Genomic DNA, 23,400 nt, shown 5'->3' on the forward strand with positions numbered 1-23,400 from the left:
TTCCCGCGGATTCATGTCGGTTTCGGCCGTCCTGGTCATCGTCGTGCTCGCGGCCGCCGGGTACGTCGTGCTGACCGGCGCCGATAAGCCGATGCGCTCGTACTGCGCGATGATGCCGGACGCGGCGGGGCTCTACCTGGGCAGCCACGTCACCATGCTCGGCATTCCGGTCGGCTCGGTGACCCGGATCGAACCGTCCGGTGACGGGGTGCGGGTCGACTTCCGAGTCGAATCCGATCACCCACTGCGCGGCGACGTTTCAGCGGTGACCCTGTCCGACACCCTGGTCGCCGACCGTAACCTCGCGATGCTGTCGGCACCTGAACCCGCGCCGAAGTGGGACTCCGGTCGATGCATCACCCGCGCACTCACTCCGAAGAGCATGACCCAGACGCTGGACGCCCTGTCGAAACTCGCGACCGAGATGAGCGCTCCGGACGACCCGGCCCGACAGGGCACGGTCAGCGGCGGTGTTTCGGCCCTGGATACCGCCGTGTCGGGCACCGGCCCCGCACTCAACGAGTTGCTGTTCACGCTCGGTGACGCACTGAAATCACCGGACGCCGCGATCGGACGCATCGGCGAACTGATCGATGCGATCAACACACTCGCCGCAGCGATGAAGAACAACTGGGGCGATCTCGAACATATGCTCACCCGCCTGGCCGGCATGTTGGACCAAGCCAACAACGAGGTCATCGCTCCGTTCGTCGGGATCATCGACGCGCTGCGGGTACTGCTGCCCTGGTTCAACGACATCACCACGAAATTCGGGAGGCCGCTGCTGAACCTCGTGCGGGCCAGCGTGCCGCTGGTCCGCTGGGTCGGCGCGAATGTCGGCACACTCGAGCAGTTGGTCGACATGATTCCGACGCTGACCGACGCCTTCCGAAGGTCGGTCGATCCCGGCACCGGACAGGTCGCACTCGCCTACGCCGCCCCCAAAGTGGCTCTCGCCCAACCGGATGCCGATCAGCTGTGTGCGGCGATCAACGTCGCTGTTCCCGGCCGGTGTCGCAGCGCCGAGCACGGTTTGGCCGATGTCGATCTGGTTTCGCTGGTACTGGCCATCGCGGGAACGAAATGAGGACCGGGTTGCCGCTGTCGAAAACTTCGCTCTGCAACCGCGGAAGGCACTGGGGTGCAATGAAACTCACGACAAAGCTGCTCGCGTTCGCGGTGACGGGATGCACGCTGGGAGGCTGCGCACTCGATCCGTCGGCCATTACGGTCCCGGGCATGGGCCGTGGCGACGGTTACCGGGTGCATGTCGAGTTCGCCAACGCGCTCAACCTGCCGGGGCGGGCGAAGGTGATGGCCAACGGCGTACAGGTCGGTGACCTCGCGAAAGTGCGCGTAGTGGATCCCGCGGCCACCGCCGCAGGCCATGTGATCGCGGATATCGATATCGATCGCGCGGTGAAACTGCCCACCGCCACCACCGCTCAACTGCGGCAGAACACCCTGTTGGGTGATGTTTTCATCGAGTTGACCACACCGCCGAACGGATTCGACAAAACCATCGCCGACGGCGGCACCATCCCGATCACACAGACGAAACCAGCCGTACAGGTGGAAGACGTCATGGCCGGGCTGGCGACATTCGTTCAGGGCGGTGCGGTGCAGCAGTTCCAGGACCTGGTGAATCGCATGAATGCGGTATTGCCCGAACAGCCTGCCGACAGCGCGCATATCGCGCAGGTGATCGGCGCGGACTTCACCGATGTCGCACGGCATCTCGGCGAGGTCGACAACTTCCTCGACGGTATGGAAGCCAATGTGGCCATGGCGCTCGACCGCGATCGAGCACTGAGCGGACTGCTGAATGAGCAGGGTGCCACACATGTCACCTCGGCGCTGAAATCCCTGATCCTCGTGCTCGGGCTGTCCGGTGCGATGGGCGACATCGCCCACGCCCTGACCTGGATGACGCCGCTGGTGACGGCGGGCGACGCCGCGGCGAAAGCTTTTGTGCCATTGTTGTTCACCGATCGGCCACTGGACCTGAACGCGCCATCGAACCTCAACCGACTCGTGTCACTGCTTCGAGACCAGATCATCCCGTTCGTCGAGCACGGGCCCAAAGTGGACATCACCGGTGTCGACACCGGAAATGGAGTCCCCGCGCAGGAACAAACCAGTCGGATCATCGATACCTTGCGCATGATCGGAGCAGTGCGTTGAAATCACGAATCCTCGGTCCCGCACTGTCATTGAGCAGCATCGCTGCGGTAGCACTGCTCGCTCTTGCCTACCTCACATTCGACGTAGTCGGCGTCGACTGGTTTACCAGCTATTCCAAACTGACGATGACACTGACCAATTCGGGCAGCCTCGGTCCGGAATCACCGGTATTGCTGTCCGGGGTTCGCGTGGGGAAGGTCGTGTCCGTGCGCAACGGCGACGGCGGCGTCCAGGTCAGCATGCGAGTACGCGAGGATTACCACATCCCGGTGGCAAGCACGGTCAGCATCGAAAACCTCTCCGCGCTCGGCGAACCACAGGTCCAATTCACACCCGTAAAGGACGCGGCCGCCCCGTATCTGCGCGACGGACAGCACATCGACACTCGGGCCATCCGGACGCCGACCTCGATACCCGAGGTGGCCCGGCAGGTGACCCATCTGATGGAACAGCTGGACCCGCAGGCGATCGGTGACCTCGTCGATACCTTCACCCGAGGACTGGCGGGCACCGAAGTGATCGTGCCGCAGCTGGCTCGATCCACCAGCCTGCTCGCCGCCACCCTGCTGTCCCGCACCGATGCCATACACAGCATGCTCATCGACCTGCAGGCGTTGGGCGCGGATATGGATTGGACCGGCCCGGCGATGAGCGCTGCCGCACCGGGCTGGAACCAGGTCGGAACATCGGCGGACAACCTTGCGCAATCCATCGAGAGACTCGTCCGGATCGGGCGGATGCCGGACATGTATGTCCAAGACACCGGCCTCATCCCGTTCTCCGCCGAATTCACCGACTACCTCGAGCAGATGGGTCCCGACATGGCGAAGCTGGTGCCGGTGCTCACTCCATTGACCACGCATGCCGCCGGGCAGCTGAGTCGCGTCGACCTCAGTGCGCTGATTTCGCAAGCACTCGCCGAAACCGGGGACGGCGCCTTGCGTTTGCAGATCAACGTCAAATAACCGGCGAACAGATCGAAAACAACACCCCAGGAGCACACATGACCATCGATACCAACGAACGAATCGACGAAGAAACGACAACTGACCGACCGGCACGGGCTGAGGACAACTCCGTAGCGACCGGGCGCGCATCGGGGACGGTGTCGATACGACTGTCCGCCATCGCACTCGGAGCCGCGATTATCGCTCTGGTGGCGGCAACGGGCGTATTCGCCGCGCTGTGGCTTTCGGCTCGCGGTCAGCTCAGCGACCGTGACGCCACCGCCGCGGCCGACCGCCGTGCCGAGCAAGTCGCCACGGATTACGCGGTCGGCGCCTCCACCATCAACTTTCAGGACTACAACGCGTGGATCGCTAAGCTCAAGGCGAATACCAGCCCTCAGTTGGCGAATAAATTCGATGCCACCGCACCGAAACTGCAGGAAATCTTGGTGCCGTTGAAATGGTCCTCGACCGCAACACCGGTCAGTGCCGTGGTCACCTCGGAGACCGGCGGCGTATACAAGGTGAACGTCTTCCTGAATGTCAACTCCACCAACGCCCAGACTCCCGACGGAGGCCAAACGACGGTGACGTATAACGTCACCGTCGATTCGGGTGCGGGATGGAAGATTACCGATGTCGGCGGTATGGACGGCGCTCTACCGCTGAAATGAGCCTATTTTTGCTGCTGGAAGAGACTGGTGAGATGCTCTTCCAGGGTCGTCATATGGAACGACGGCGCATAGGCTCCGACAGTATTCTCCGATGCGACGGAGCCATGGCTGTCCCAATAACGAACCAGGGGAATGATCGATGAGAGTCGGTGTCCACGCCAGCGGAAATAAGGAAGAGCGGCCAGAAAAAGGTAATAGGTGGGGAACCGCGGCGACGCTTTGACCGTGCGGCCCGCCGCTGTCGTCAGCAATTGCTCGACCTCGTGGACGGCGTAACTTCGTGGTGCGACGAAGTCGATATCCCCATTCACCACACGATCCTTGCAGACCAACTCTTGCACGACGAACGGGGCCACGTCTTTTTGACTCACATAGCTGATGTGGCGCGACTTGTCGATAGGCAACAAGAACCTGCCCTTGTTGAGCAAATCCAGTCGCGGGTCGAAAACATCTTCCATATATGATCCGCATCGCAGCACGCTGTAGCCGATGCCACTCGACGCCAACAAGCGTTCGACCTCGAACTTGGCGTCGAGAACACCGACTCCGGTGTTTCGGCCTGCTCCGAGCGCGGAGGTGTAGATCAGGTGCTTCAGCTTGGCCGCCTTGGCGCCGGCGATCACAGCGTTCGCGGCCTCGAACTCCGTTGACGGGTCATTCTGCCGCGCGATCGGTGTCAAGAAGAATGCCGCATCCGCGCCGTCGGCTGCCCGCGCGACATCGTCCGCGTTCATCATGCTGCCAGCGACGATCGTCGCTTCGGGATAGCGACGCGCAAGCGTATCGGCGTCGCGGGCGAGGAGACGGACCGAGACTCCTTGGGCCAGCAGGCCGCGTACGAAGACTTCGGCCACTTGGCCCGAACATCCGATCGCGGCAATGGTTTGGCTTGGCTCGTTCAATCGAACCACCTTTCCGGTATGACCGAATCTGTCCCGAACCGCGGGCCATAAACGGCGCGCGGTGCGGTTGACAGATATCAGGCGACGAGCCCCTGAGCCTTCTTCAGCGATTTGTCCAGGGCGCCGACGAGCGAGTTCTTGAAGACCCCGCCCATGGGACCGTCGATCATCCCGCCGTCGATACTGGCTGTTAACTCGACCGTGGTGGTCTCGGCCTCGCTTCGCAGGCTGATGGCGAGTGCCAGTTTGACGCCCGCCCTTGTGGTTCCGCCCATGGCGATCGAGCGCGGCGCGTCGACATTCTCGAAAGTCCAGTCGATGGTGACCGGCATGTTCATCACGCTCGCGCTTGCGGTAGCGGTGTCTCCACTGGCGAGCTGGGCTGGGACGGCGCTCTTCCACGACTTGTGAATCACAAGCCAATCGCCCCAGCGCGACGGATCGCCGACGACCTTCCAGACCTCGTCGGGACTGGCCTTGTAGCTGGCGCTGGTTTGCACGGTACGCACGCGATTCTCCTGTTCTCGGCACACTCGCGATCTCGCGCACGACGGCTGTCGCCGCGCGGAGTCCGCGTATCTAATTCGGATACAGCGTATCCGAATTAATTCCGGGCGCCAAGATGGACCGAAGCAGCGGCATCCGAACGAATCAGGTGGGGTCCACCCCGTCGGCCGCCGCGTCGTGCAGCGGCACGAGGCCTGCGACGAGCAGTTGCAGGCCGAAGCGGAATTCGTTTTCCAGGGTTTGCCTCGGCAGGCAATCGGCGACGGCGATCGTGGCGGGGAATCGCGCTGGATCGAGTTGGCGGTAGAGCGCGGTGAGTGGGGTGGGGTCGATGTTGGCTTCGGTGTCGTGGCCTTGGAGCTGGGCGGCGAAGCCGATGGCATAGCGGGCAATGGTGGCGTAGACGAGTGCCGCGGACTTCGGGGGGAAGCCGTTGGCGAGCAGTAGGGCCAGGACTCGCTCGCGCAATATGAGCGAATTGGGTCCGATCGGCACCTGCTCGATGAGCAGGGGCGCGATCCCGCGGTGACGGTGCAGGACCGCGAAGATGACCTCTGCGGCGGTGATGCATGCGCGCTGCCAATCGTCATCGGGCGCGTTGTCGTCGATTTCGATCTGGCCGAGGACCGAGTCGACCACGTGGGCGATGAGTTCGGCGCGGTTGGCGACTGCTCGGTAGAGCACGGCGGTGCCCGTTTCGAGGCGTTGGGCAAGTGTGCGCATCGACAGCGCGTCGGCACCTTCCTCGTCGACAATGCGCAGCGCGGTCGTCACGATCCGGTCGAAGGGGACCCGTGGGCGGCCGGGGGAGCGGCGTGCCGGGGTCTCGGCGGCGTCTGAATCGGCGGTGGTCACACTCGCATTGTTGCGCATCGACGGTCTGGACACGTGATCATTATATAGTGGTCACATTGTTGCCATTATCACTTGACCTGGGGTCATGTACCGGCAACACTGTAACCATTATGAGTAGACGAGCAGCCGCCGATGATTACATCGATCCTGATTCGCGCTTCGCGATCGTCGAGGGCCGTAACCTCCATTACAAGCGGGCCGGGACGGGGCCTGCGGTGTTGCTTCTGCACGGCAGCGGCTCCTCGCTGCACTGCTTCGACGAGGTGGCCGCGGCGTTGTCGTCGTCGTTCGATGTGATTCGCCCGGACCTGCCCGGCTTCGGGCTCACGGGTCCGCGCGCCGACCGGGACTACCGGATACAGACATACGCCGAGACGGTTGCCGCGTTCTTGGACGCCATCGGGGTCTCCATGGCGTCGGTGGTCGGCAATTCCCTCGGTGGCAATATCGCCTGGAACTTCGCGCTGGATCATCCGCAGCGGGTGGATCGGCTGGTGTTGATCAATGCCACCGGTTACCCGGGCAAGTCGTTGCCGTTGGCGCTGCGCCTGGCGCGTAACCCGATCGGTCGGGTGTTGATGCGGAATTTGGCGTCTCGCTCGGCCACCGAACGCAATCTGCGCTCGGCGGTCGGGTCGCGCCCTTCGGTGGTGGACGACGCGATGGTCGACCGGGTGCACGCGATGCTGACCCGGCCCGGCAACCAAGAGGCGTTCATCGACTTCGCCAACACCGACCAGATCGACCGCACCGCCGAGATTCCCGCCATCGCAGCGCCGACGCTGGTGCTGCGCAGCGCGTCCGTCGACGGACAGCATTTCACGCGCGATATCCCGGGCAGCCTCGAACGAGTTCACTCGTCCGGCGGCCACCTGCTCCCCGACGAAGATCCGGAATGGGTGGCCAGCGCGGTGCTGAACTTCTTGACCGCCGAGGCGAACTCGCCGAAGAAGGGAAAGTCATGAAGTACTTCGTGGTGCCCGGCGAAACCCGCCACCTGGACCAGGCCACACGTGCCGAGTTGCGCGGTGACTTCATCGAATGCGGCGACGGGATAACGCATTACGAGATGGCCGGGCCCGAGGGCGGAGAGGTCGTCGTGTTCGCGGGTAGCCTGACCACCCCGCTGTTCTACTGGGATCAACTCGCCGGTGAGCTGCATTCGCGCGGATTCCGCACCGTTGCCTACAGTCCGTACGGACGCGGCTATTCCGATCGCGTACGGGCGACCTACGATGAGGCCCTGTTCGTGCGGCAAATCGCTGATCTGACCCAGCGTCTGGATCTGGCCGAACCCTTCCACCTCGTCGGAGCTTCAATGGGTGCGTTGGTGTCGATGGCTTTCGCTCAACAGCACACCGACCGGATCGCCACCTTTACCTTGGCCGGCCCCGCCGGGCTGCAGTCCGCGCCCGCCTTCGTCCCCTTGCTGCGCCAGGAGATGTTGGGAACCTTTCTGGCAAAGAAGCTGGGTAGCAAAATGCTCGACCGGCACCTGTCCCACAATGTCCGGGATCCGCAGCAGTCCGCGGCGCTCACGGCGATGGTGCGGGAGTGTTATCAGTTCGAAGGCTCGGTCTACGCCTTGGCCGCAACGATCGCCTCCTTCCCGCTGGGCGGTCGTCAGGACCTCTACCGGCGAACCGGGACACTTCCGTTCCCGAAGTTGTTGCTGTGGGGCGACGAAGATCAAGTCACCCCGATCACGAGCTTCGACGAGGTGCGCCAGTTCTTGGCGCCCGTGGAGTCGCACATTATCTCGCCGTGCGGGCACATGGTCCCCTACGAGGAGCCCGCCCGGATGAGTCTGCTGTTCACCGCGTTTGCCGAAGCTGCCAGGAAAGAGTCGTCACGATGAAGACCAAGACCGAACTGACCGACGTCCTGGTCGTCGGCGGCGGGCCGACCGGCACCGCCTTGGCGATCGATCTGACCCGCCGCGGACTGGCGGTGCGGATCATCGACAAAGCCGCGAAGTCGTTCGACGGTTCACGCGCCAAGGGAATCCAGCCGCGCAGCCTGGAAGTGCTCGAGGATCTGGGCGTCCTCGAGGACATCCGCGCAGGCGGAGGGGAGTATCCTCTGCTGGGCATTCATGCGGGTCCGCTGACGATTCCGTGGCATATGGTCTCCCGCAACGAGCTGACATCCGATGTGCCGCACCCGAATACGTGGTTGATTCCCCAGTTCCGCACGGATGCCGCGCTGCGCGCCGGACTGCGACGGCTGGGCGTGTCGGTCGAATCGAAACGTGAATTGGTCGGATTCGAGCAACACCGGGATGCGGTCGTGGCGACGGTCGCCGGTGGCGACGGTGTCGAAGAGATCGGCGCTCGCTACCTCGTCGGCGCGGATGGTGGGGCGAGCACGGTCCGCAAAACAGCGGACATCGGCTTCGAGGGCTCGACGGACGAATCGGATCGGATGATCATCGTCGACGCCGTGGTGGACGGTCTTTCCCGGGATCGCTGGCACGTGTGGCCGCGTCCGGGCGGCCGGTTCGTCGGTGCGTGCCCGCTGCCGCACTCCGATGTCTTTCAGGTGATGATCCGTCTGCAACCGGGTGAGGAACCCGCTCTCGACGAGGACAGCCTGAACGCGCGCATCCGCAAACAGACCGGCGACGACCGCCTGCGCTTGTCGCGCATCGGCTGGACATCGGTATTCCGCCCCAACATTCGCCTGGCGGAACGGTACCGGGCAGGGCGGGTATTCATCGCCGGTGACGCCGCTCATGTCCATCCCCCCGCGGGCGCGCAAGGACTCAATACCGGTTTGCAGGATGCTTACAACCTGGGCTGGAAGCTGGGCCAGGTGCTCGCGGGTGCGCCGGACAGTCTGCTCGACACCTACGAGGCCGAGCGGCAGCCGATCGCGGCCGGGGTTTTGGGGTTGGCGACCAAGAAGTACGAGGGCCTGGCCAAACTCGACCCGTCGTCGATCAAACGCGGCGACGACGAACGCCAGCTCGGCCTGCACTACCGCGGCGGCCCGCTGGTCACGGCCGATGCCGAACAAACCGGAACGCTGCGAGTCGGCGACCGCGCACCGGACGCGAAACTGCTGAACGCGGCCGGGGGAGCGCAGCGCCTGTTCGACCTCTTTTCCGGACCGCATTTCACCGCAATCGGCTATGGTCCCGCGGCCGCCGAGGAACTGGCCGCATTGACGTGGCCGTCGGCGGGCGCGGGACTGAAAAAGGTCGCCATCAATGGCGGTGAGCAGGTGGACGCCGATGTCGTGCTCGTCGACATCACCGATTCCTTCGCTCAGATCTACGGCGTGGCCGACTCCGCACTCCTGTTGATCCGCCCCGACGGCTACATCGCCTCCATCGCCACCACCGACATGGCTCGGGCAACCCTGGCACACGCCACCGCGATGACCCCAGCCGTCGATGCCCCCGCCGTACCCAATGTCGGGGGAAAAGGGTGAATCTCGACAACGTCCTGCGTGGAACGGCTGCGTCGCGACCCGACGAGCTCCGTACACCGAATGCTCGAAGAAGATCAGGCTGCCGTCAGCGCCGCTGAGGGCGTTCTACCAGTTTGGAAATGCGATGTGGCATCTGATGGTCGATTTCGGTATCGGTTCACCATTGCATTTCGTTGCCTCCTACGAGGCGGCTGTGACGTTCGCGCGGGAGGCCATCGAAGGGGGCTGGGCTCGGGCCGTCGCGGTCGATGATCGAGTGGACCAGAGCTATCCCGTTATGCCGTGCCAATGCCTATTTTCGGCGCCGAGTGGGCCGGATCCCGCGTACACGTTCAAAAACGCCGGTTGACGGCTGCCCGGGGGGACACCAGGGCAGCCGTCAACCGGCGTTGTTCAATGCGAGCGTCGGCGATGCTCGGCCAGACTGTCCAGCCCGAAATTCGAACGCGGGTTAGATGAGTGAAATCGCAGACCGGGGTGGCCACCAGCCTCGGATTCACCCCTCGTACCGGGCAAGTGACCGCAGCCCTGCTGTTCGCGATGGAAGGCCTCGGTGTAGCCCTTGTGCCCAACAATGTCGTGCCCGGCGGCTGGATACAGCACACCAGACGGATCGGCCCCGGGGCCTACCGCGAGATCGTCGCCTACAGCCGCAGCGCGCCGACCAACTGGCCCAACGGTACCGGGACTTACTCGTCTCCCTCGAGCTTCCGCTCACCGCGGCGACGGATCTTCCGGCAGATGCGCTGCGCTGTCATCGGCCACGGTTCGTGCGCGCGAGATCAGTAGGAGGCAAGCAGGCGGGTGCTCTCGGTTCCCGGGTGGGCGAGGATGAGACGGCCTCGGATCGCGAGGTCGAGCTTGGGGCGGACCATGTCGAGTGGAGCCGCGAAGCCATAGGCGGACAGGTCGATCCGCGCTTTCGTCGCGGCGAGGATTTCGGGGCCGTCCGGTTCGAGTTCGACGTCGATCTGCATTTCGGTGGTGGTGCCGCGAACGGTCAGCTTGCCTGCTACCGCGAGTCGCTCTGGGCCGCGACTGATGGCGTCGCCATGGAACGAGATCAGTGGGTGGTTTCGCACGTCCAGGAACTCGGGCGCGCTCAGATGCCGGTCTCGCATTCCGAGACCGGTCGCGATGCTGGCGGCGTGAAGTTCCAGCAGCACCGTGGCCGATCCATCCTTACCCCAGGTCAACGAGCCGGATGCTCGACTAAAGCGGCCGGTTACCGGGAGCAGCCCCCAGAGCCCGCGGGCGAAGAACCTGATGTCCGCGGTTGCGGGATCGAGTTTCCAGACACCGGTTCGCTCGACCGCCTCGGTGTGTTGCTGAGCAGCCGATTCATCTGATATCTGCGGCATCAACTTCCTCAGTGTGCTGTCGAGCTCAATTGACGAGGGATTCGCGCAGACATAGTGGTCGGGACGAAGTACGACGAATGGCTGTCGCCTGAAGTACGGACGGGCCAGCTCATGAAGGTCTTCGAGGATCTGGGTCCGCGAACCACGATGGACGGGGCGCTGCCCCGGCGAGATCAGCGTGACATAGGTCGCGCCCAAGACGTCTTCGGCGATGCGGCGGCCGTGTTTCGATAGCGCTTCGCGTGGATCGGCGTCCCAGCCGATGATGCGCCAGCCAGAGCCCGAGATGTCATCGAGGCGGTGCTCCGCGCCGCTGAACGTCCGCACGAGCGGTTGGGGAAACAGGCGGCCAACCGGCGAGCGCAGCGATGGTGGTGCCAAAAGCAAGCCGCGTCGGTACCGCGCCGGCGGGCGCCAGCGGCCTTGGCGAACGCGTTCCCGTAATGGCGGGACACGCAGGAGCGACTCGCCCACCACGTCGCGAATCGCCGCCGCCCACCGCGGTTGCATGGTGACCAGACGGCCGACCCGGACCGACATTGCGGTTATCGCGTCGGCGTGCGGACGCCGCTCGGCCTCGTAGGAGTCGAGGATCCGCAGTGGCGCACCGGCGTTCACCACGGCAGCGATTTTCCAGCTGAGGTTCGTGACATCCCGGATTCCCGAATTCAGACCCTGACCGATCATGGGAGGCATCAGGTGGGCGGCGTCGCCGCACAGCAACACCCTCCCGACCCGCCAATGCTCGGCGCTCTTGGCTCGGAAGGTGTAGATGAGATGACGCAGGATCTCCGCGGTGTCGGGGTCCGCATCCTCAGCGATCACTCGCCGCGCGGCTCGTGGTGTCAGGATTTCTTCTGGGTCCTCCCACGGCATTACCTGGCGTTCCCAGCGGTGCCCACCAGCGGCGAGTCGGCCGGTCAGGCGGGGTGCCGCCGGGTCCAGCGTCATCTGAAAATACGGGAGATGTGTGACCGGCTCCGGTAGCTTCGCGTCGATAATGAGCCACGTGTCGGTGTATGCGGATCCGGCGAGCTCGACGCCGATCGCTGCCCGGGTCGTACTGTTTGCGCCATCGCAGCCGACAACGAAGCGTGCGCGCGCGTTACCGGTCCCGCCGTCGACATCACGAAACGTGAGTTCGACGCCTTCGTCGTCCTGGGTCAACCCGGTGAGCCGGTGACCCAGGCGGATATCGACGTCCGGGTACTCCGCAAGGGCCGCCCGAAGTTGCTTATCCAGCAACGGCTGGTAGATCGCCGATATCCACGGATGTCCCTGGAGTTGCTCCGTCGGCAGCGTCGTCGCGACAACCTTGCCACGAGCCGACACCCACTGGGCTCCGGCCCCGAGCAGCATGTCGGGAACGGCGCGCTCGTACACTCCCGCTTTCTGCAGCGTGCGCAGCGCTTCTCCATCGAGAACGCCGACGCGCGGGTTGGGGTATACGTCGCTCTCGCGCTCGAGTACCAGTACCGTCAACCCCGCACGCGCCAGCAGCAGCGCCGCCAGCTCACCGACCGGACCCAGGCCGATCACGGCAACGTCGAACGTGTTCATGACAGGTGTCGGCAACCTGTGAAAAGGATGTCGGTAGCTCGCGAACGACTCACGAGGCCAGCCGCCGATCGTTCGAGGTGCTGCAGTACCGATTCGACGTCCACTCCGAGTAGTCGGCCCTCGCGTTTGACGATGCGCCCGTCGACGATCACGGTGTCGACGTTGCTGGTGTCCATGTGCTGCACCACGGCGCCCGCCGCGTGATTGACCGGTCCGGCATTGAGTGTGCGTGCGTTCAATGCGATGACGTCCGCCCGTTTGCCCGGGGTGAGGGACCCGACGAGATGGTCGAGATGAGCCCCTTGGGCTCCGCCGAGTGTTGCCATTCGGAGTATGTCCCGCACCGTGACCGGCTGAACCTCGGGTGAGTTGCTCTGCATCGCCGCGTGGATGCGGCTGCGCTGCCAGTGGTAGGCCGCGCGCATCTGGGAGAAGAAGTCGACAGGTGCGATGCCGACGGTGTCCGTGCCGAAACTTGTTGGGATGCCATGTTCGAGGGCCGTTTGCAAGGCCGGCTGGCCCATGGCGAGCGATTGCTCGGCGCTGGTGGAGACCGATACCTTGCCGCCGGTTCGTTCGATGGCTCGCCATGCGGCGTCTTCGAGACCGAGGCAGTGGATGTAGGTGATCCAGGGGCCGAGCAGTCCCTCCTTCTCGAACTGTTCGAGTACGTAACCCCAGCTGGTGTCATTGACATGCGCGAACATCGGCAAACCGAGGTCCCGCGCGAGCTGGAACAAGTCCTCATCGACGTGATAGCCCAGTGCCAGGCGGACGAGCGATCCGTCCTCGACCGGACCGGCGTTCTCGATGAGGCGATGGATGTCATCCGGATGGGCATACGACGGGTCCGGCTCGTGATCGCCGAGTGAGGGCGAGAAGCTGAAGACGCATCGGATTCCGGATCGGCGGATTCCTTCGAGGGCGGCGTCGGTGTGTTCGGGGGTATACGAGCATTGCGATGTGTCGACGACGGTCGTGGTTCCCGCGGCCAGGTTCTCCAGTGCCCCACCGAATTGCCCCCAGTAGACGTCCTCGGGGGTGTACTGGTGGAACAGCGCGTCGGCTCCGGCCCGCGATTGCATGAAGTAGTCCAGGTCGAGGGCATCGGCCCAGTACGAGCGCAAAGCGGTCTGGAACATGTGGTGATGCGAGTTCACGAAACCGGGAAGGACGATCTTGCCCGCACAGTCGAGCACCTGCGCATCGGCGGTCAGGTCCTGCCCTACCTCGACGATCCTGCCGTCCTCGATGAGCACATCGCCGCGTTCGTGATCACCCAGCTCTTCGTCCATCGTCAGGACGATCCCGCCGCGCAGCAGCAAGCGACCTTCGGAATTCATGACCGCCTCCAATCGGACACACAAGGTGGGTTGCAAAGCGCCTTTGCCATAATGGACACAGTGTTGCCGTTATCATGCTCGGTGTCAATATAGCGGCGGCACCTCGGTAACAGAGACGGCGGCAATTGCGTAGGCCCGCGCGCGTCGAAGTCGGCGGGACGCTGTGCACCCTCGGCGCCGGACGCGATGACGAGCGAAAGGTCTTGGCCTGATGTCCGTTTCACTGCCAGTCGCTACTGGGCTGCGGCACCACTGCGGATGAGGGCGGGGGCCGAAGCTGGTCCGGGATCCGACGTTGCGGCGCGAACGGTGCCGAGCAATGACATCGTGGCCACGGCGCCGAGGATTGCTCCGAAGACGATGCCGATGTGGGAAAGGTTCCAGTGCTGGGCGGCCAACCCCACGCCCAAGACGGGAACGGAGATCGCGAAATAGGCCACGACGAAATAGGTGGAGGCGATTTCGCCGCGCTGCGATGGCGGAGCCGCTTCCACTACCGCGCCCAGTCCCTTGCTGAAGCTCGTGCCCTGTCCGACACCGGCGATCACTGCGGCCGCGATGAGGATCGGCACCGACCGGGCGCTGAGCGCCGCGCCGACAAGTGCGGCGCTGAGTATCAGCGCTGTACAACCGAGGATCATGGCGTTGGGAACGGGCAGCGTCCTGGTGAGGACTTGGGCAGCCGCGGAGGCGGCGAACGTCGAGGAAACCAGCAACCCGGCAATAGCCTGGTTGTGAACGTGCAGAGATTGATTCAGAAACGTCGGCACCACCGACGCGAATAGACCGATCACGCAGAACCCGGCGAACGCCGCCGTCGCCGCACGAATGAACACCTGCCGTGCTTCCGGCGGAATCGAGAATCGCTGTACCGCGAGCCGAGCCCGAGGCTGTGCCACAACGGTCTCGGCCGCATTCCTGATAGCCAGCACAGCCAAGCCGACCATCGCCAGGTGCACCGCGAAAACACATCGCAGCGGCCATGGGCCGTATTGCACCAGCACACCCGACAGCGTCGGACCTATACCCAATCCGCCGATGTTCGCGACACCGGCGACCACGTGGGCTCGGGTTTTCCACCTCGCGGGTGCGGCTTCGACGATCATGGCGGTCGCGGTACCGGTGAAGATACCGGCCGACAGTCCCGACAGCGCTCGCCCGAGCAGCAACTGCCACACCGACCCCGCGGTGAGGAACACCAGCGAACTGGCTGCGGAAAACGCCAGTCCGGCTATCAGGAGTGGTCGACGTCCGAGCACGTCCGACCACCGGCCGAACAGAATCAGTGCCGCGACGACCCCGGCGGCGTACATCGCGAAAATCGCCGTGGACATGCTGATGGAGAATCCGAGCTCGGCGGCGTACGAGGTGTACATCGGCGTCGGCATCGTCGTACCGAGCATGACAACCGCGAAGGCGTAACCAACCAGCACCATCGACCTATCGCGCCGACCGCGCGCGCCTGTGAGGCGCAAATCTGTCTTGACCGCTAATCGAGTCTCCATAATGGCAACAGCGTTCACGCTATCGCCGCTAATGTCCAGCTATATCGGCAACGATGTGTCCGATATTACTCGGAGTGGTATCGGAGCGGTCGACGCAGATCGGTGCCAACCGGAATTTGCGCCGGACCTGAGCTCGAGCAGGATTTCACAGCCGCGAGCCGCGCCGACGCTTCGTAAGCGGTGGGCCACGCGACGGAAGTCACGAGCATCTATAGGTGTTGCCTATGCGTGTCTCGCGCTTCTGGTCTTGGACTTGCCGACGACGGGGCCAACACAATCGAGGACCAACCGGTTTTCTGCTCGAATTTCAACTGAAAGGTTGCAGATGCCCTCTGAGACAATGTTGGCTGCCGTACTCGGCGAGCCCGGGACGATCGCAACTACGCGGTTGCCTGTGCCCGAGGTGGGACCGGACGATGTCCTGGTCCAGGTCCGCCGGGCATCGCTGTGCGGTTCGGACCTCAAGATTCGAAGTCGGAAGTTCTTCGCCGGTGACGGACCGCCTCCGGGAACCTTTGTCCCCGGGCACGAGTACGCGGGTGTGGTGGCTGCGGTGGGGAGCAGCGTCGACGAGTTTTCGGTTGGTGACCGGGTCGTGACCGAGGCGCATCGCGGCTGTATGCGATGCGTCAACTGTCTCTCGGGTTCCTATACCGATTGCCTGAACTCCGGCAAGCGGGAGAAAGGGCATCGGTCACAGGGGATGACGGTCAACGGCGGGTTCGCCGAATATGTGGTCAATCATGTGTCCACCCTGCATCGGCTGCCGGATTCCGTTGGTTTCGATGCGGCGGTAGTTCTCACCACTGTCGGCTCGGTTATGCACGCCTTCGATGTCCTCGGCTCCCTCGTCGTCGGCGCGAGTGTCGCCGTGATCGGCCCCGGGCCCATCGGGCTGCTGGCGGTTCAGGTCGCCCGCCAACTCGGAGCCGACCCGGTGGTCCTGGTGGGTACCAGGTCAAGCCGGTTGGCGCTCGGCAAGCAGTTCGGCGCCGACGTGGTGCTCAACTCGCGCGAGGTGGACGCCGTCGCCGCGGTACGCGATCTCACCGGTGGGCGCGGCGCCGATATCGTCCTCGAGTGCTCGGGCGCCGCGCCCGCTGTCGATCAGGCGATCCATATGGCCAAGCGGTCCGGCAAAGTCGTGCTCGTGGGATTTTTCGAGCAGCCGGTGCTGGCCGACCTCAACCATGCCGTCATGAACGGAATCTCATTGCAGACCGTTCGTGGCGAAGGAACGGGCTCTGTTGCACGAGCCGTTTCCTTGGCAAGCCAGGGAAGACTGAACACCGACGCACTCGTGACACACCATTTCGCACTCGGCGACATCGGTGAAGCGTTCGACACCTACGCCGAACGCAGAGGCGATGCCATCAAGGTGATGCTCGATGTGTCCGACGATGGGGAACCGATCCATGGTCGGTAGCGTCCCGGATTCGGTGATGTCGGCTGCGATTGACGAACCACGGCAGGCAGTGGCCGCCGCGATGGCGAGCGCCGCCACGGCATGGCTGGACGCACTGACCTCCGGTCAGCGTGCCGCCGCGCTGTTCGATTCCCCGCTGGTGCCCGATGCCGAAGCGGAGCGAGTGCGGTGGTACTACACGCCGACCGACCATGGCGGGCTCGCGCTACGTCACCAGCTGGCGCATCAGCAGAGCCTGGCGATGCAGTTGGTGGCGTCGGGACTGTCCGAGGCCGGGTACGCCACTGTCGCGACCGTGGTCGGTCTAGAGAACGTCCTGGACCAGGTCGAAGGCTGGAAGGCCCGCTGGGCCCGGCAACGTGGCCGCGATCCCGGACTGTACTGGCTCAGGGTGTTCGGCGTGCCGGGTGACCAGGTGTGGGGTTGGCGCTTCGGAGGTCATCACATCTCGCTCAACAACCTCATCGTCGGCGGCCGTCTCGTATCGACGACACCCTGCTTCATCGGCGCCGACCCAGCGAGCACTTCGTTACTGGGTGGGGCGCCGCTACGGCCGCTCGGCGGGATCGAGGATGTCGCACGGAACCTTGTCAGGTCCTTCAACGCGGAACAGCGCAAACACGCATTGCTGCACGAGTCCGCGATATCGGACATCGTGTCCGGCAACCGAGCCCGCGTGACACATGGCGACACCATGATGCATATGCAGGATCTATGGCGCGGCCAGTTCGCGGACCCCGCGCTGAACAAGCTTGTCGATGACGTCGACCGGAACGCGGAAGAGGCCAGCGGGTACACCGAAGCCGATCACGCTGCCCTGGCGATTTCCGTTCCGCCCAAGGGAATCAGTGCGCGAAACCTCGATCCCACACAGCGTGGCGAGCTCCGACGACTGATCGCGCTGTACACCGGCCGTGTATCGGCCGCAATGGCAGAGGTACACGCCGCGCGCTACGCAACCGACGCGGTGCTCGACGTCACCTGGTTCGGCTGGGCGGGTGGTATGGCACCCGATGATCCCCACTACTACCGGGTACAAGGCCCGGACCTTCTCATCGAGTACGACAACACGCAGCGTCAGGCGAATCACGCGCACGCCGTATGGCGGGATCTGTCCGCTGACTTCGGCTTCGACACCCTTGCCGAACATCGCAACAATCACTCCCATTAAGGGGGCCACTATGACAAGAAATTCGACAACAAGCGCGACAGGATTCGCTGAGCGGTTACGGTCCGGGCGACAGACCATCGGCTACTGGGTGGTGTGCGACAACCCGGTGGCCACCGAACGGATCGCCATGTCCGGCTACGACTATGTCTGTCTCGACGCCCAGCATGGCCTGATCGAATATCGGGGCCTGCTGGCCGGAATCACCGCGATCGACGCCGCAGGCACCGGCACGGCAGCGCTTGTCCGGGTGCAAGCCAACGATCCGTTCTGGATTGCCCAGGCCCTCGACGCGGGTGCCCGCGGCGTCGTCGTGCCGATGGTCGATACGGCGGCTGAGGCCGAAGCCGCGGTGGCGGCCTGTCGCTTCCCTCCGGTAGGCCACCGTAGTAACGGGGCCCTGCGCGCGGCTTTGCGAATCGGGCCGTCGCCGGCCCGAGCCAACGCCGAGATCGCCTGCATGGTGATGATCGAGACCGTATCCGGACTACGCAATGCCGCCGAGATCGCGTCGGTTCCCGGCGTCGACGCGATCTACATCGGACCATCGGATCTGCGCCTCGCACTCGGCGGCACCACCCCCACCGACCCCGCGGTCGACGCCGAATTCGACGACGCCCTCCGCGCCGTGCTGAAGGCTGCCGAAGCGGCAGGAAAAGCAGTAGGCATCCATTGCCCGGACGGCGTGACCGCCGCGCGCCGACTAGCCGAAGGCTTCAACTACGTCAGCATCGCCAACGACCTGGTGCACCTGGAACAGGCTGTCAAAAGCCACCTCGCGCAGGTGCCTGATGGATCCGACTAGCCAATGTGCCGAATCACTCCAACCCTGAGCTGAGACCCAGGCCCATATAGACAAAGCCGATGCGGGCTCGTAGCGTGCGGACTCGTGAATCTACGACGGCTTCAATACTTTGTGGCGGTCTGTGAGCTGAAGTCGTTCACCATGGCGGCCGAGCGGCTTTTCATCGCTCAACCTTCACTTTCCCAGCAGATAAAGCGTCTGGAAACAGATCTGAAGGTCACGCTGCTCGATCGCACGGCGCAGGGTGTCCGGCCCACTCCCGCGGGCCGGGCACTGCTGCCCGTGGCGCGAGATATTCTCGCCGTCGTCGAGAGAGCCGAACAAGCAGTTGATGATGCGCGGACCGGTCGACGAGGCGATCTCGAGGTGCTCACCGTCCGATCGGTGGCCAACGCCATCCTTCCCTCGGGCATCTCCGTCTGGCACGAAAGGTTTCCCGAGGTCGTGCTCGAGATCAAGGATTACCCGCATGCCACAGCGATGGAGGCCGCGTTCCGTGACGGCGAAGGCGATCTGGCGATCGGTCCTCGAACGGGGTTGTCCGGCGCCGATGTGGCCTCCATCGGATTCGAAGAACTGGTTCTTGTCGCAGGGCCCGACAGCGGTGTATCGACCGGCGCGCCGCTGACATTGGCGGATCTGAAGGGCCATCAGTGGGTGCTGTTCGACAAGGAGAACGGGCTGACCCGGGTGATCAGAACACTCTGCGCCGCAGCAGGATTCGAACCGCTCGCCGCGGTCTGGACCATGCAGGTCCAGGCCGCGTTGGAGCTGGCATCCAGCGGTGTGGCGGTTACGCTGGTCCCCGACAATGCGGTACAGGGGGAATATCGTCGCTTTGCCCGGTCGTTGACACCGCCGATTTACCGCGAAATCTGCGCGTACTCCCGACCCGGTTCCCGGTACATGTCTGATGCTTACGTCGACATCCTCTGCCGAGCCCAGTCGCAACTGTTGGTGCGAGCTGATCTCCCGCAGTCCTGTTCCCTCACCTGAGCCGACCACTTGCGGGCGTGCGAGGCTGTCCCAGGCTTCGATGTGGTCTCACCGTGAATCGGGTTGACGTTGGTCCTGGGCGGCACTGGCCAGTGCGGCGACCAGCGGATTGATGCGGTAGTCGACCAGTTCGCGCATGACCAGTGCGGTACTGGTGCGTTTAACGCCTTTGATGTCGAGGATCTGACCAGCCACTCGGTAGAGGTCATCCGCGTCGCGGGCTGCTACATGAATGAGCAGATCGGCGACACCGCTGAGTCCGTGTACTTCGAGGACTTCCGGAATGTCGGCGAGTGCTGCCGCGACAGCGGCGAGTTTGCGCTGGGTGACGTTGGTGAGGACAAATGCTTGCAGTGGGTAGCCCAGCGCCAGCGGATTGATGCGCCGCTCGAACGAGTGTAGCGAGCCGGCGGCGTCGAGCTTGCTCAGGCGCGCCTGCACAGTGTTTCGTGACAGTCCGGTCTCGGCGGCAAGAGCCAGCACGGTCGCTCGCGGAGCGTCGGCGAGCGCGAGCAGGATCCGCGCGTCGATCTGGTCGACGGTGTGCGTGCTTGGCATTGTGATAACCCCGGTCTAGTCGGAACGGATCCCTCGGATGCAATCTGATCAACTCGAGGTACAAGTATTGCGCAGAAGACGCTGATTTGCTGCACTGGACGGCAGTTCTGCACAACAGGACGGTCATAGGAGGGCGATCCGCCCGATTCCCGGCTGAATCCCGATTCGGACGCACAACGTCCATGAGCAATCCGGATCCGGTCACTGTGTGCCCCCGACCGAGAGTTCGAATGCGCATGGCCGCAACAAATTTGGTGCGAGGAGAAGTCCCGATGAACGCCCCGGCCGTCGATCCTGAAGCCCAGAGCTTCGGTGCGCCCCCTCCCGAAGCGCTCGAGGCGATTCAGCAACGAGTGCTGTGGCTGTCCACGGCGATGATCCACCATGCCAATCGGGTACGCCCCAACCCGAGTGGGCTCAAGGTCGGGGGCCATCAAGCGTCGTGCGCGTCGATGGTGTCGATCATGACCGCACTGTGGTTCGAGCACCTCCGGCCAGGTGACCGCGTGTCGGTCAAGCCCCACGCGTCCCCGGTCCTGCACAGCATCAACTATCTGCTGGGCGAACTCGACGAGTCGTACATGACCGCATTGCGCGAGTTCGGTGGATTGCAGTCCTACCCGAGCCGGGCCAAAGACCCCGACCCCGTCGACTACTCGACAGGGTCTGTCGGTATCGGAGCAACGGCGCCGATCTGGGGGGCGATGGCGCGCCGTTATGTCAATACCATCGGCGGCGGCGCTGGCACCGGTCGGCAGTACTCCCTGGTCGGCGACGCCGAACTCGACGAAGGCGCGGTGTGGGAAGCCATCCTCGATCCCGGCATAGTCGATTTGGGCGAGGTGGTGTGGATCGTCGATCTCAACCGGCAATCTCTCGATCGTGTGGTACCCAACATCGCCGCACGCAGGCTCGAGAAGATGTTCGATGCCGCGGGCTGGCAAGTGATCACCGTAAAATTCGGGCAGCTGCTCGATACGCTGTTCGCCCGACCCGGCGGAGCCGAGCTCCGGGACCGGATCCTGGATATGCCGAATCCGGAATACCAACGGCTGCTGCGCTGCAATGCCGACGAACTGCGTACCCGGCTGCCCGGCACCGGGAACGGGAGCACCGAAATCACAGAGCTGATCGCCGGGATCGACGACCAAACGTTGACCGCGGCGATCCGCAACCTCGGCGGCCACGACCTCGCGGCCTTGTCCGCGGCGTACCGGCAGATCGATGACACACGGCCAACCATCATCTTCGCCTACACCATCAAAGGTTACGGACTGCCCATCCAGGGCCACCCCCAAAACCACTCGTCACTACTGAGCATCGACGAGTACACCCAGCTGGCAAGCGAATTGGGCATGGACCCCCACAAACCCTGGCAGCGATTCGACGACGGCACCGCATCCGGACGCGTCTGCACTATTGTCGCGGAACGGCTGCGCCGCGACCCGATCGTCACCGCCCGACCCGCGACGATTCCGTCCGATTTCGGCCGCACTCCCAAGAGCACGGCGACCACGCAATCAGCGCTCGGGCGGGTGTTGCTCGACTTGACCCGGGCGGCGCCCGACGCGGCCAAACGTGTTGTCACAGTGAGTCCGGACGTGAGTTCGACGACCAACCTCGCCGGGTGGGTGAACAAGGTCGGGGTGTGGTCCTCGGCAGAACGACACAACTGGTTCGCCGACGACGCCGAGACAATCCTGCATTGGCGCGAAAAGCCCACCGGCCAGCACATGGAACTGGGCATCGCGGAAACGAACCTCGTCGGCCTGATCGGTGAACTCGGCGCAACCTGGAGTCGATGGGGACAGCCGCTGCTCCCCATTGGAGTTCTGTACGATCCTTTCGTCGAACGCGCCCTCGAACCCTGGTCGTATGGCATCTACGCCGGCGGCCAATCCATACTTGTCGGCACTCCGTCCGGCGTCACCCTGGCCGCCGAGGGCGGAGCACACCAATCCATCAAGACACCCTCGATCGGCCTCGAACAACCGGGCTGTGTCAGCTACGAACCCGCATTCTCCATCGACGTCGAGTGGACGTTGCTCGCTTGTCTGTCCCGCCTCGGGCGGCCGGGCGGCTCCTCGGCCTACCTGCGCCTGTCGACCCGGCCCGTCGACCAGACGCTGGCAGCAGTCCCATCGGACCCCGCTGCACGCGAACGCCGCCGCCGACAGGTCGTCGCCGGTGGCTACCCACTGGTCCGTCACGACGACGCCAAGGTGACCATCGCGGCAATGGGCGCGATGATGACCGAGGCCCTCGCCGCCGCAGCACGTCTCACACACACAGGTGTCCCCGCCGACGTCCTCTGCATCACCAGCCCCGGCCTGCTGTTCCAAGCAATCCAGGCACGCCAAGGCCGAGGCACCGGCGAGACCTGGATTCTCGATCAGCTCTTCCCTTCCGATCGCGCCACCCCGCTGCTCACGGTCCTCGACGGCCACCCACACACGCTGGCTTTCCTGTCCGGGATCAATCGGGTGCGCCACACCGCATTGGGTGTCTCACGGTTCGGGCAGGTCGGCTCCCTCGACGATGTCTACCGCTATCACGGCATCGACTCCGACAGCATTGTGCGCGCCGCTCTCGATCTACTTTGACAGGTGTCGCAAGGGTGCGTCGGCTGAAGCGTCATTTGAAGGAGTCGCCGGCGCATGCGTGGCGAGCGAGGTCCACCGCTTTTCCGGGCGAGGGCGCTCTCGGCTGAAAGCCGACAAGGGCGGCCCGTGCACTGTGGTCGGCGATACGCTGGGCATTGTCGAAAGGTAAGCGCATGGTGCCCGATGTTCGTGCACGTACGGAGTGGATTGCCCACCGCTGATGGTCGGCGATGATTCACCGCGGACCCAACGTGACGTGAATATGCCCGTCTCGGTGGAGTTGAGCGCGTCCGGATTCGAGGACGCCGAAGAGATCGGCCGTGGTGGTTTCGGTGTGGTCTATCGGTGCACGCAGGTGGCCTTGGACCGCACGGTTGCGGTGAAGGTGCTGACCGCCGAGCTGGACGAAGACAACCAGACGCGGTTTTTACGCGAGCAGAAGGCGATGGGTCGGTTGACCGGGCATCCGAACATCGTCACGGTGCTCCAAGTGGGTGTCACCCCGAGCGGGCGGCCTTATCTGGTGATGCCGTATCACCCGTTGGATTCGCTGGATGCGTGGATCCGTCGG

Annotated in this window: 21 protein-coding genes; 14 read left to right on the top strand and 7 right to left on the bottom strand. The window is 64.1% G+C overall.

What is annotated here, in order from left to right; translation table 11 throughout:
- The first annotated feature begins 13 nt into the window (after positions 1-13).
- From ON44_RS43915 to ON44_RS43930, 4 genes are read left to right on the top strand one after another with little or no spacing between them, the layout of a single operon-like run.
- Complete coding sequence (locus tag ON44_RS43915) at positions 14-1,087, top strand: MlaD family protein (RefSeq protein WP_245567561.1); 1,074 nt, start codon at positions 14-16, stop codon at positions 1,085-1,087.
- 59 nt (positions 1,088-1,146) lie between these two features.
- Entirely contained in the window at positions 1,147-2,184 is a 1,038-nt protein-coding gene (locus ON44_RS43920) for an MlaD family protein (protein WP_051183359.1), read from the top strand.
- A complete protein-coding gene (locus ON44_RS43925; protein WP_051183360.1) occupies positions 2,181-3,149 on the top strand; it encodes an MlaD family protein in 969 nt (322 codons plus the stop codon). The genes ON44_RS43920 and ON44_RS43925 overlap by 4 nt, the downstream gene beginning before the upstream one ends.
- A 38-nt stretch (positions 3,150-3,187) precedes the next feature.
- Positions 3,188-3,805, top strand: a complete 618-nt coding sequence (locus tag ON44_RS43930) for a hypothetical protein (protein WP_051183361.1) — start codon at positions 3,188-3,190, stop codon at positions 3,803-3,805.
- 2 nt (positions 3,806-3,807) lie between these two features.
- Here ON44_RS43930 and ON44_RS43935 read toward each other — a convergent pair whose 3' ends face one another.
- From ON44_RS43935 to ON44_RS43945, 3 genes are all read right to left on the bottom strand, one after another.
- Positions 3,808-4,707 carry an SDR family oxidoreductase gene (locus ON44_RS43935; RefSeq protein WP_157187633.1) on the bottom strand — a complete coding sequence of 300 codons (900 nt, stop codon included), beginning with the start codon at positions 4,705-4,707 and terminating at the stop codon, positions 3,808-3,810.
- A gap of 77 nt (positions 4,708-4,784) precedes the next feature.
- The gene (locus tag ON44_RS51195) at positions 4,785-5,216 is read right to left on the bottom strand and encodes a type II toxin-antitoxin system Rv0910 family toxin (protein WP_051183362.1); all 432 of its coding nucleotides are present in this window, start codon (positions 5,214-5,216) and stop codon (positions 4,785-4,787) included.
- A gap of 142 nt (positions 5,217-5,358) precedes the next feature.
- Positions 5,359-6,102, bottom strand: a complete 744-nt coding sequence (locus ON44_RS43945) for a TetR/AcrR family transcriptional regulator C-terminal domain-containing protein (RefSeq protein ID WP_245567562.1) — start codon at positions 6,100-6,102, stop codon at positions 5,359-5,361.
- A gap of 77 nt (positions 6,103-6,179) precedes the next feature.
- Here ON44_RS43945 and ON44_RS43950 point away from each other — a divergent pair, with 77 nt between their 5' ends.
- The 4 genes from ON44_RS43950 to ON44_RS43970 all read left to right on the top strand — a co-directional run bounded on the left by ON44_RS43950 (position 6,180) and on the right by ON44_RS43970 (position 10,293).
- The gene (locus ON44_RS43950) at positions 6,180-7,034 is read left to right on the top strand and encodes an alpha/beta fold hydrolase (RefSeq protein ID WP_051183364.1); all 855 of its coding nucleotides are present in this window, start codon (positions 6,180-6,182) and stop codon (positions 7,032-7,034) included.
- Positions 7,031-7,927: an alpha/beta fold hydrolase gene (locus ON44_RS43955; protein WP_040701181.1), complete on the top strand. Its 897-nt coding sequence runs from the start codon at positions 7,031-7,033 to the stop codon at positions 7,925-7,927. Before ON44_RS43950 ends, ON44_RS43955 begins: the two co-directional genes overlap by 4 nt.
- Positions 7,924-9,504: an FAD-dependent oxidoreductase gene (locus tag ON44_RS43960; RefSeq protein ID WP_040701182.1), complete on the top strand. Its 1,581-nt coding sequence runs from the start codon at positions 7,924-7,926 to the stop codon at positions 9,502-9,504. Before ON44_RS43955 ends, ON44_RS43960 begins: the two co-directional genes overlap by 4 nt.
- A gap of 459 nt (positions 9,505-9,963) precedes the next feature.
- A complete protein-coding gene (locus ON44_RS43970; RefSeq protein WP_040701184.1) occupies positions 9,964-10,293 on the top strand; it encodes a hypothetical protein in 330 nt (109 codons plus the stop codon).
- Here ON44_RS43970 and ON44_RS47615 read toward each other — a convergent pair.
- The 3 genes from ON44_RS47615 to ON44_RS43985 all read right to left on the bottom strand — a co-directional run bounded on the left by ON44_RS47615 (position 10,287) and on the right by ON44_RS43985 (position 15,204).
- Positions 10,287-12,425: a bifunctional 3-(3-hydroxy-phenyl)propionate/3-hydroxycinnamic acid hydroxylase gene (locus ON44_RS47615; RefSeq protein WP_051183365.1), complete on the bottom strand. Its 2,139-nt coding sequence runs from the start codon at positions 12,423-12,425 to the stop codon at positions 10,287-10,289. The two genes, ON44_RS43970 and ON44_RS47615, sit on opposite strands and share 7 nt — an antisense overlap.
- On the bottom strand, positions 12,422-13,768 hold the full coding sequence (locus ON44_RS43980) for an amidohydrolase family protein (RefSeq protein ID WP_063721732.1): 1,347 nt from the start codon (positions 13,766-13,768) through the stop codon (positions 12,422-12,424). Before ON44_RS43980 ends, ON44_RS47615 begins: the two co-directional genes overlap by 4 nt.
- Before the next feature lie 233 nt (positions 13,769-14,001).
- Complete coding sequence (locus tag ON44_RS43985; protein WP_040701186.1) at positions 14,002-15,204, bottom strand: MFS transporter; 1,203 nt, start codon at positions 15,202-15,204, stop codon at positions 14,002-14,004.
- A gap of 394 nt (positions 15,205-15,598) precedes the next feature.
- Here ON44_RS43985 and ON44_RS43990 point away from each other — a divergent pair, with 394 nt between their 5' ends.
- The 4 genes from ON44_RS43990 to ON44_RS44005 all read left to right on the top strand — a co-directional run bounded on the left by ON44_RS43990 (position 15,599) and on the right by ON44_RS44005 (position 19,668).
- A complete protein-coding gene (locus ON44_RS43990; protein ID WP_040701188.1) occupies positions 15,599-16,699 on the top strand; it encodes a zinc-dependent alcohol dehydrogenase in 1,101 nt (366 codons plus the stop codon).
- Between the two features lie 16 nt (positions 16,700-16,715).
- A complete protein-coding gene (locus tag ON44_RS43995; protein ID WP_218007774.1) occupies positions 16,716-17,870 on the top strand; it encodes a DUF3500 domain-containing protein in 1,155 nt (384 codons plus the stop codon).
- 10 nt (positions 17,871-17,880) lie between these two features.
- The gene (locus tag ON44_RS44000; RefSeq protein ID WP_040701189.1) at positions 17,881-18,672 is read left to right on the top strand and encodes an HpcH/HpaI aldolase family protein; all 792 of its coding nucleotides are present in this window, start codon (positions 17,881-17,883) and stop codon (positions 18,670-18,672) included.
- A gap of 84 nt (positions 18,673-18,756) precedes the next feature.
- Positions 18,757-19,668, top strand: a complete 912-nt coding sequence (locus tag ON44_RS44005; RefSeq protein WP_083898552.1) for a LysR family transcriptional regulator — start codon at positions 18,757-18,759, stop codon at positions 19,666-19,668.
- A 48-nt stretch (positions 19,669-19,716) separates the two neighbouring features.
- Here the strand turns inward: ON44_RS44005 and ON44_RS44010 are convergent, their stop codons facing one another.
- On the bottom strand, positions 19,717-20,226 hold the full coding sequence (locus ON44_RS44010; protein ID WP_040701191.1) for an Lrp/AsnC family transcriptional regulator: 510 nt from the start codon (positions 20,224-20,226) through the stop codon (positions 19,717-19,719).
- A gap of 272 nt (positions 20,227-20,498) precedes the next feature.
- Between ON44_RS44010 and ON44_RS44015 the strand changes: the two genes are divergently transcribed.
- Positions 20,499-22,829 carry a thiamine pyrophosphate-binding protein gene (locus ON44_RS44015; protein WP_040701242.1) on the top strand — a complete coding sequence of 777 codons (2,331 nt, stop codon included), beginning with the start codon at positions 20,499-20,501 and terminating at the stop codon, positions 22,827-22,829.
- Positions 22,830-23,049: 220 nt separating this feature from the next.
- The coding region (locus tag ON44_RS44020) for a protein kinase domain-containing protein (RefSeq protein WP_040701192.1) at positions 23,050-23,400 on the top strand (351 nt) is incomplete at its 3' end.

It is taken from the genome of Nocardia vinacea NBRC 16497 (genome assembly GCF_000308835.1).
GTDB classification, from domain to species: domain Bacteria; phylum Actinomycetota; class Actinomycetes; order Mycobacteriales; family Mycobacteriaceae; genus Nocardia; species Nocardia vinacea.

Bases quoted from the DNA above. Each gene is read 5' to 3' on its own strand.
- ON44_RS43920 (WP_051183359.1), top strand. From the start codon at position 1,147: ATGAAACTCACGACAAAGCTGCTCGCGTTCGCGGTGACGGGATGCACG.
- ON44_RS43985 (WP_040701186.1), bottom strand. From the start codon at position 15,204: ATGGTGCTGGTTGGTTACGCCTTCGCGGTTGTCATGCTCGGTACGACG.
- ON44_RS44010 (WP_040701191.1), bottom strand. From the start codon at position 20,226: ATGCCAAGCACGCACACCGTCGACCAGATCGACGCGCGGATCCTGCTC.
- ON44_RS44000 (WP_040701189.1), top strand. From the start codon at position 17,881: ATGACAAGAAATTCGACAACAAGCGCGACAGGATTCGCTGAGCGGTTA.
- ON44_RS43960 (WP_040701182.1), top strand. From the start codon at position 7,924: ATGAAGACCAAGACCGAACTGACCGACGTCCTGGTCGTCGGCGGCGGG.
- ON44_RS43990 (WP_040701188.1), top strand. From the start codon at position 15,599: ATGCCCTCTGAGACAATGTTGGCTGCCGTACTCGGCGAGCCCGGGACG.
- ON44_RS47615 (WP_051183365.1), bottom strand. From the start codon at position 12,425: ATGAACACGTTCGACGTTGCCGTGATCGGCCTGGGTCCGGTCGGTGAG.
- ON44_RS43980 (WP_063721732.1), bottom strand. From the start codon at position 13,768: ATGAATTCCGAAGGTCGCTTGCTGCTGCGCGGCGGGATCGTCCTGACG.
- ON44_RS43915 (WP_245567561.1), top strand. From the start codon at position 14: ATGTCGGTTTCGGCCGTCCTGGTCATCGTCGTGCTCGCGGCCGCCGGG.
- ON44_RS43930 (WP_051183361.1), top strand. From the start codon at position 3,188: ATGACCATCGATACCAACGAACGAATCGACGAAGAAACGACAACTGAC.
- ON44_RS44015 (WP_040701242.1), top strand. From the start codon at position 20,499: ATGAACGCCCCGGCCGTCGATCCTGAAGCCCAGAGCTTCGGTGCGCCC.
- ON44_RS43995 (WP_218007774.1), top strand. From the start codon at position 16,716: ATGTCGGCTGCGATTGACGAACCACGGCAGGCAGTGGCCGCCGCGATG.
- ON44_RS43950 (WP_051183364.1), top strand. From the start codon at position 6,180: ATGAGTAGACGAGCAGCCGCCGATGATTACATCGATCCTGATTCGCGC.
- ON44_RS43955 (WP_040701181.1), top strand. From the start codon at position 7,031: ATGAAGTACTTCGTGGTGCCCGGCGAAACCCGCCACCTGGACCAGGCC.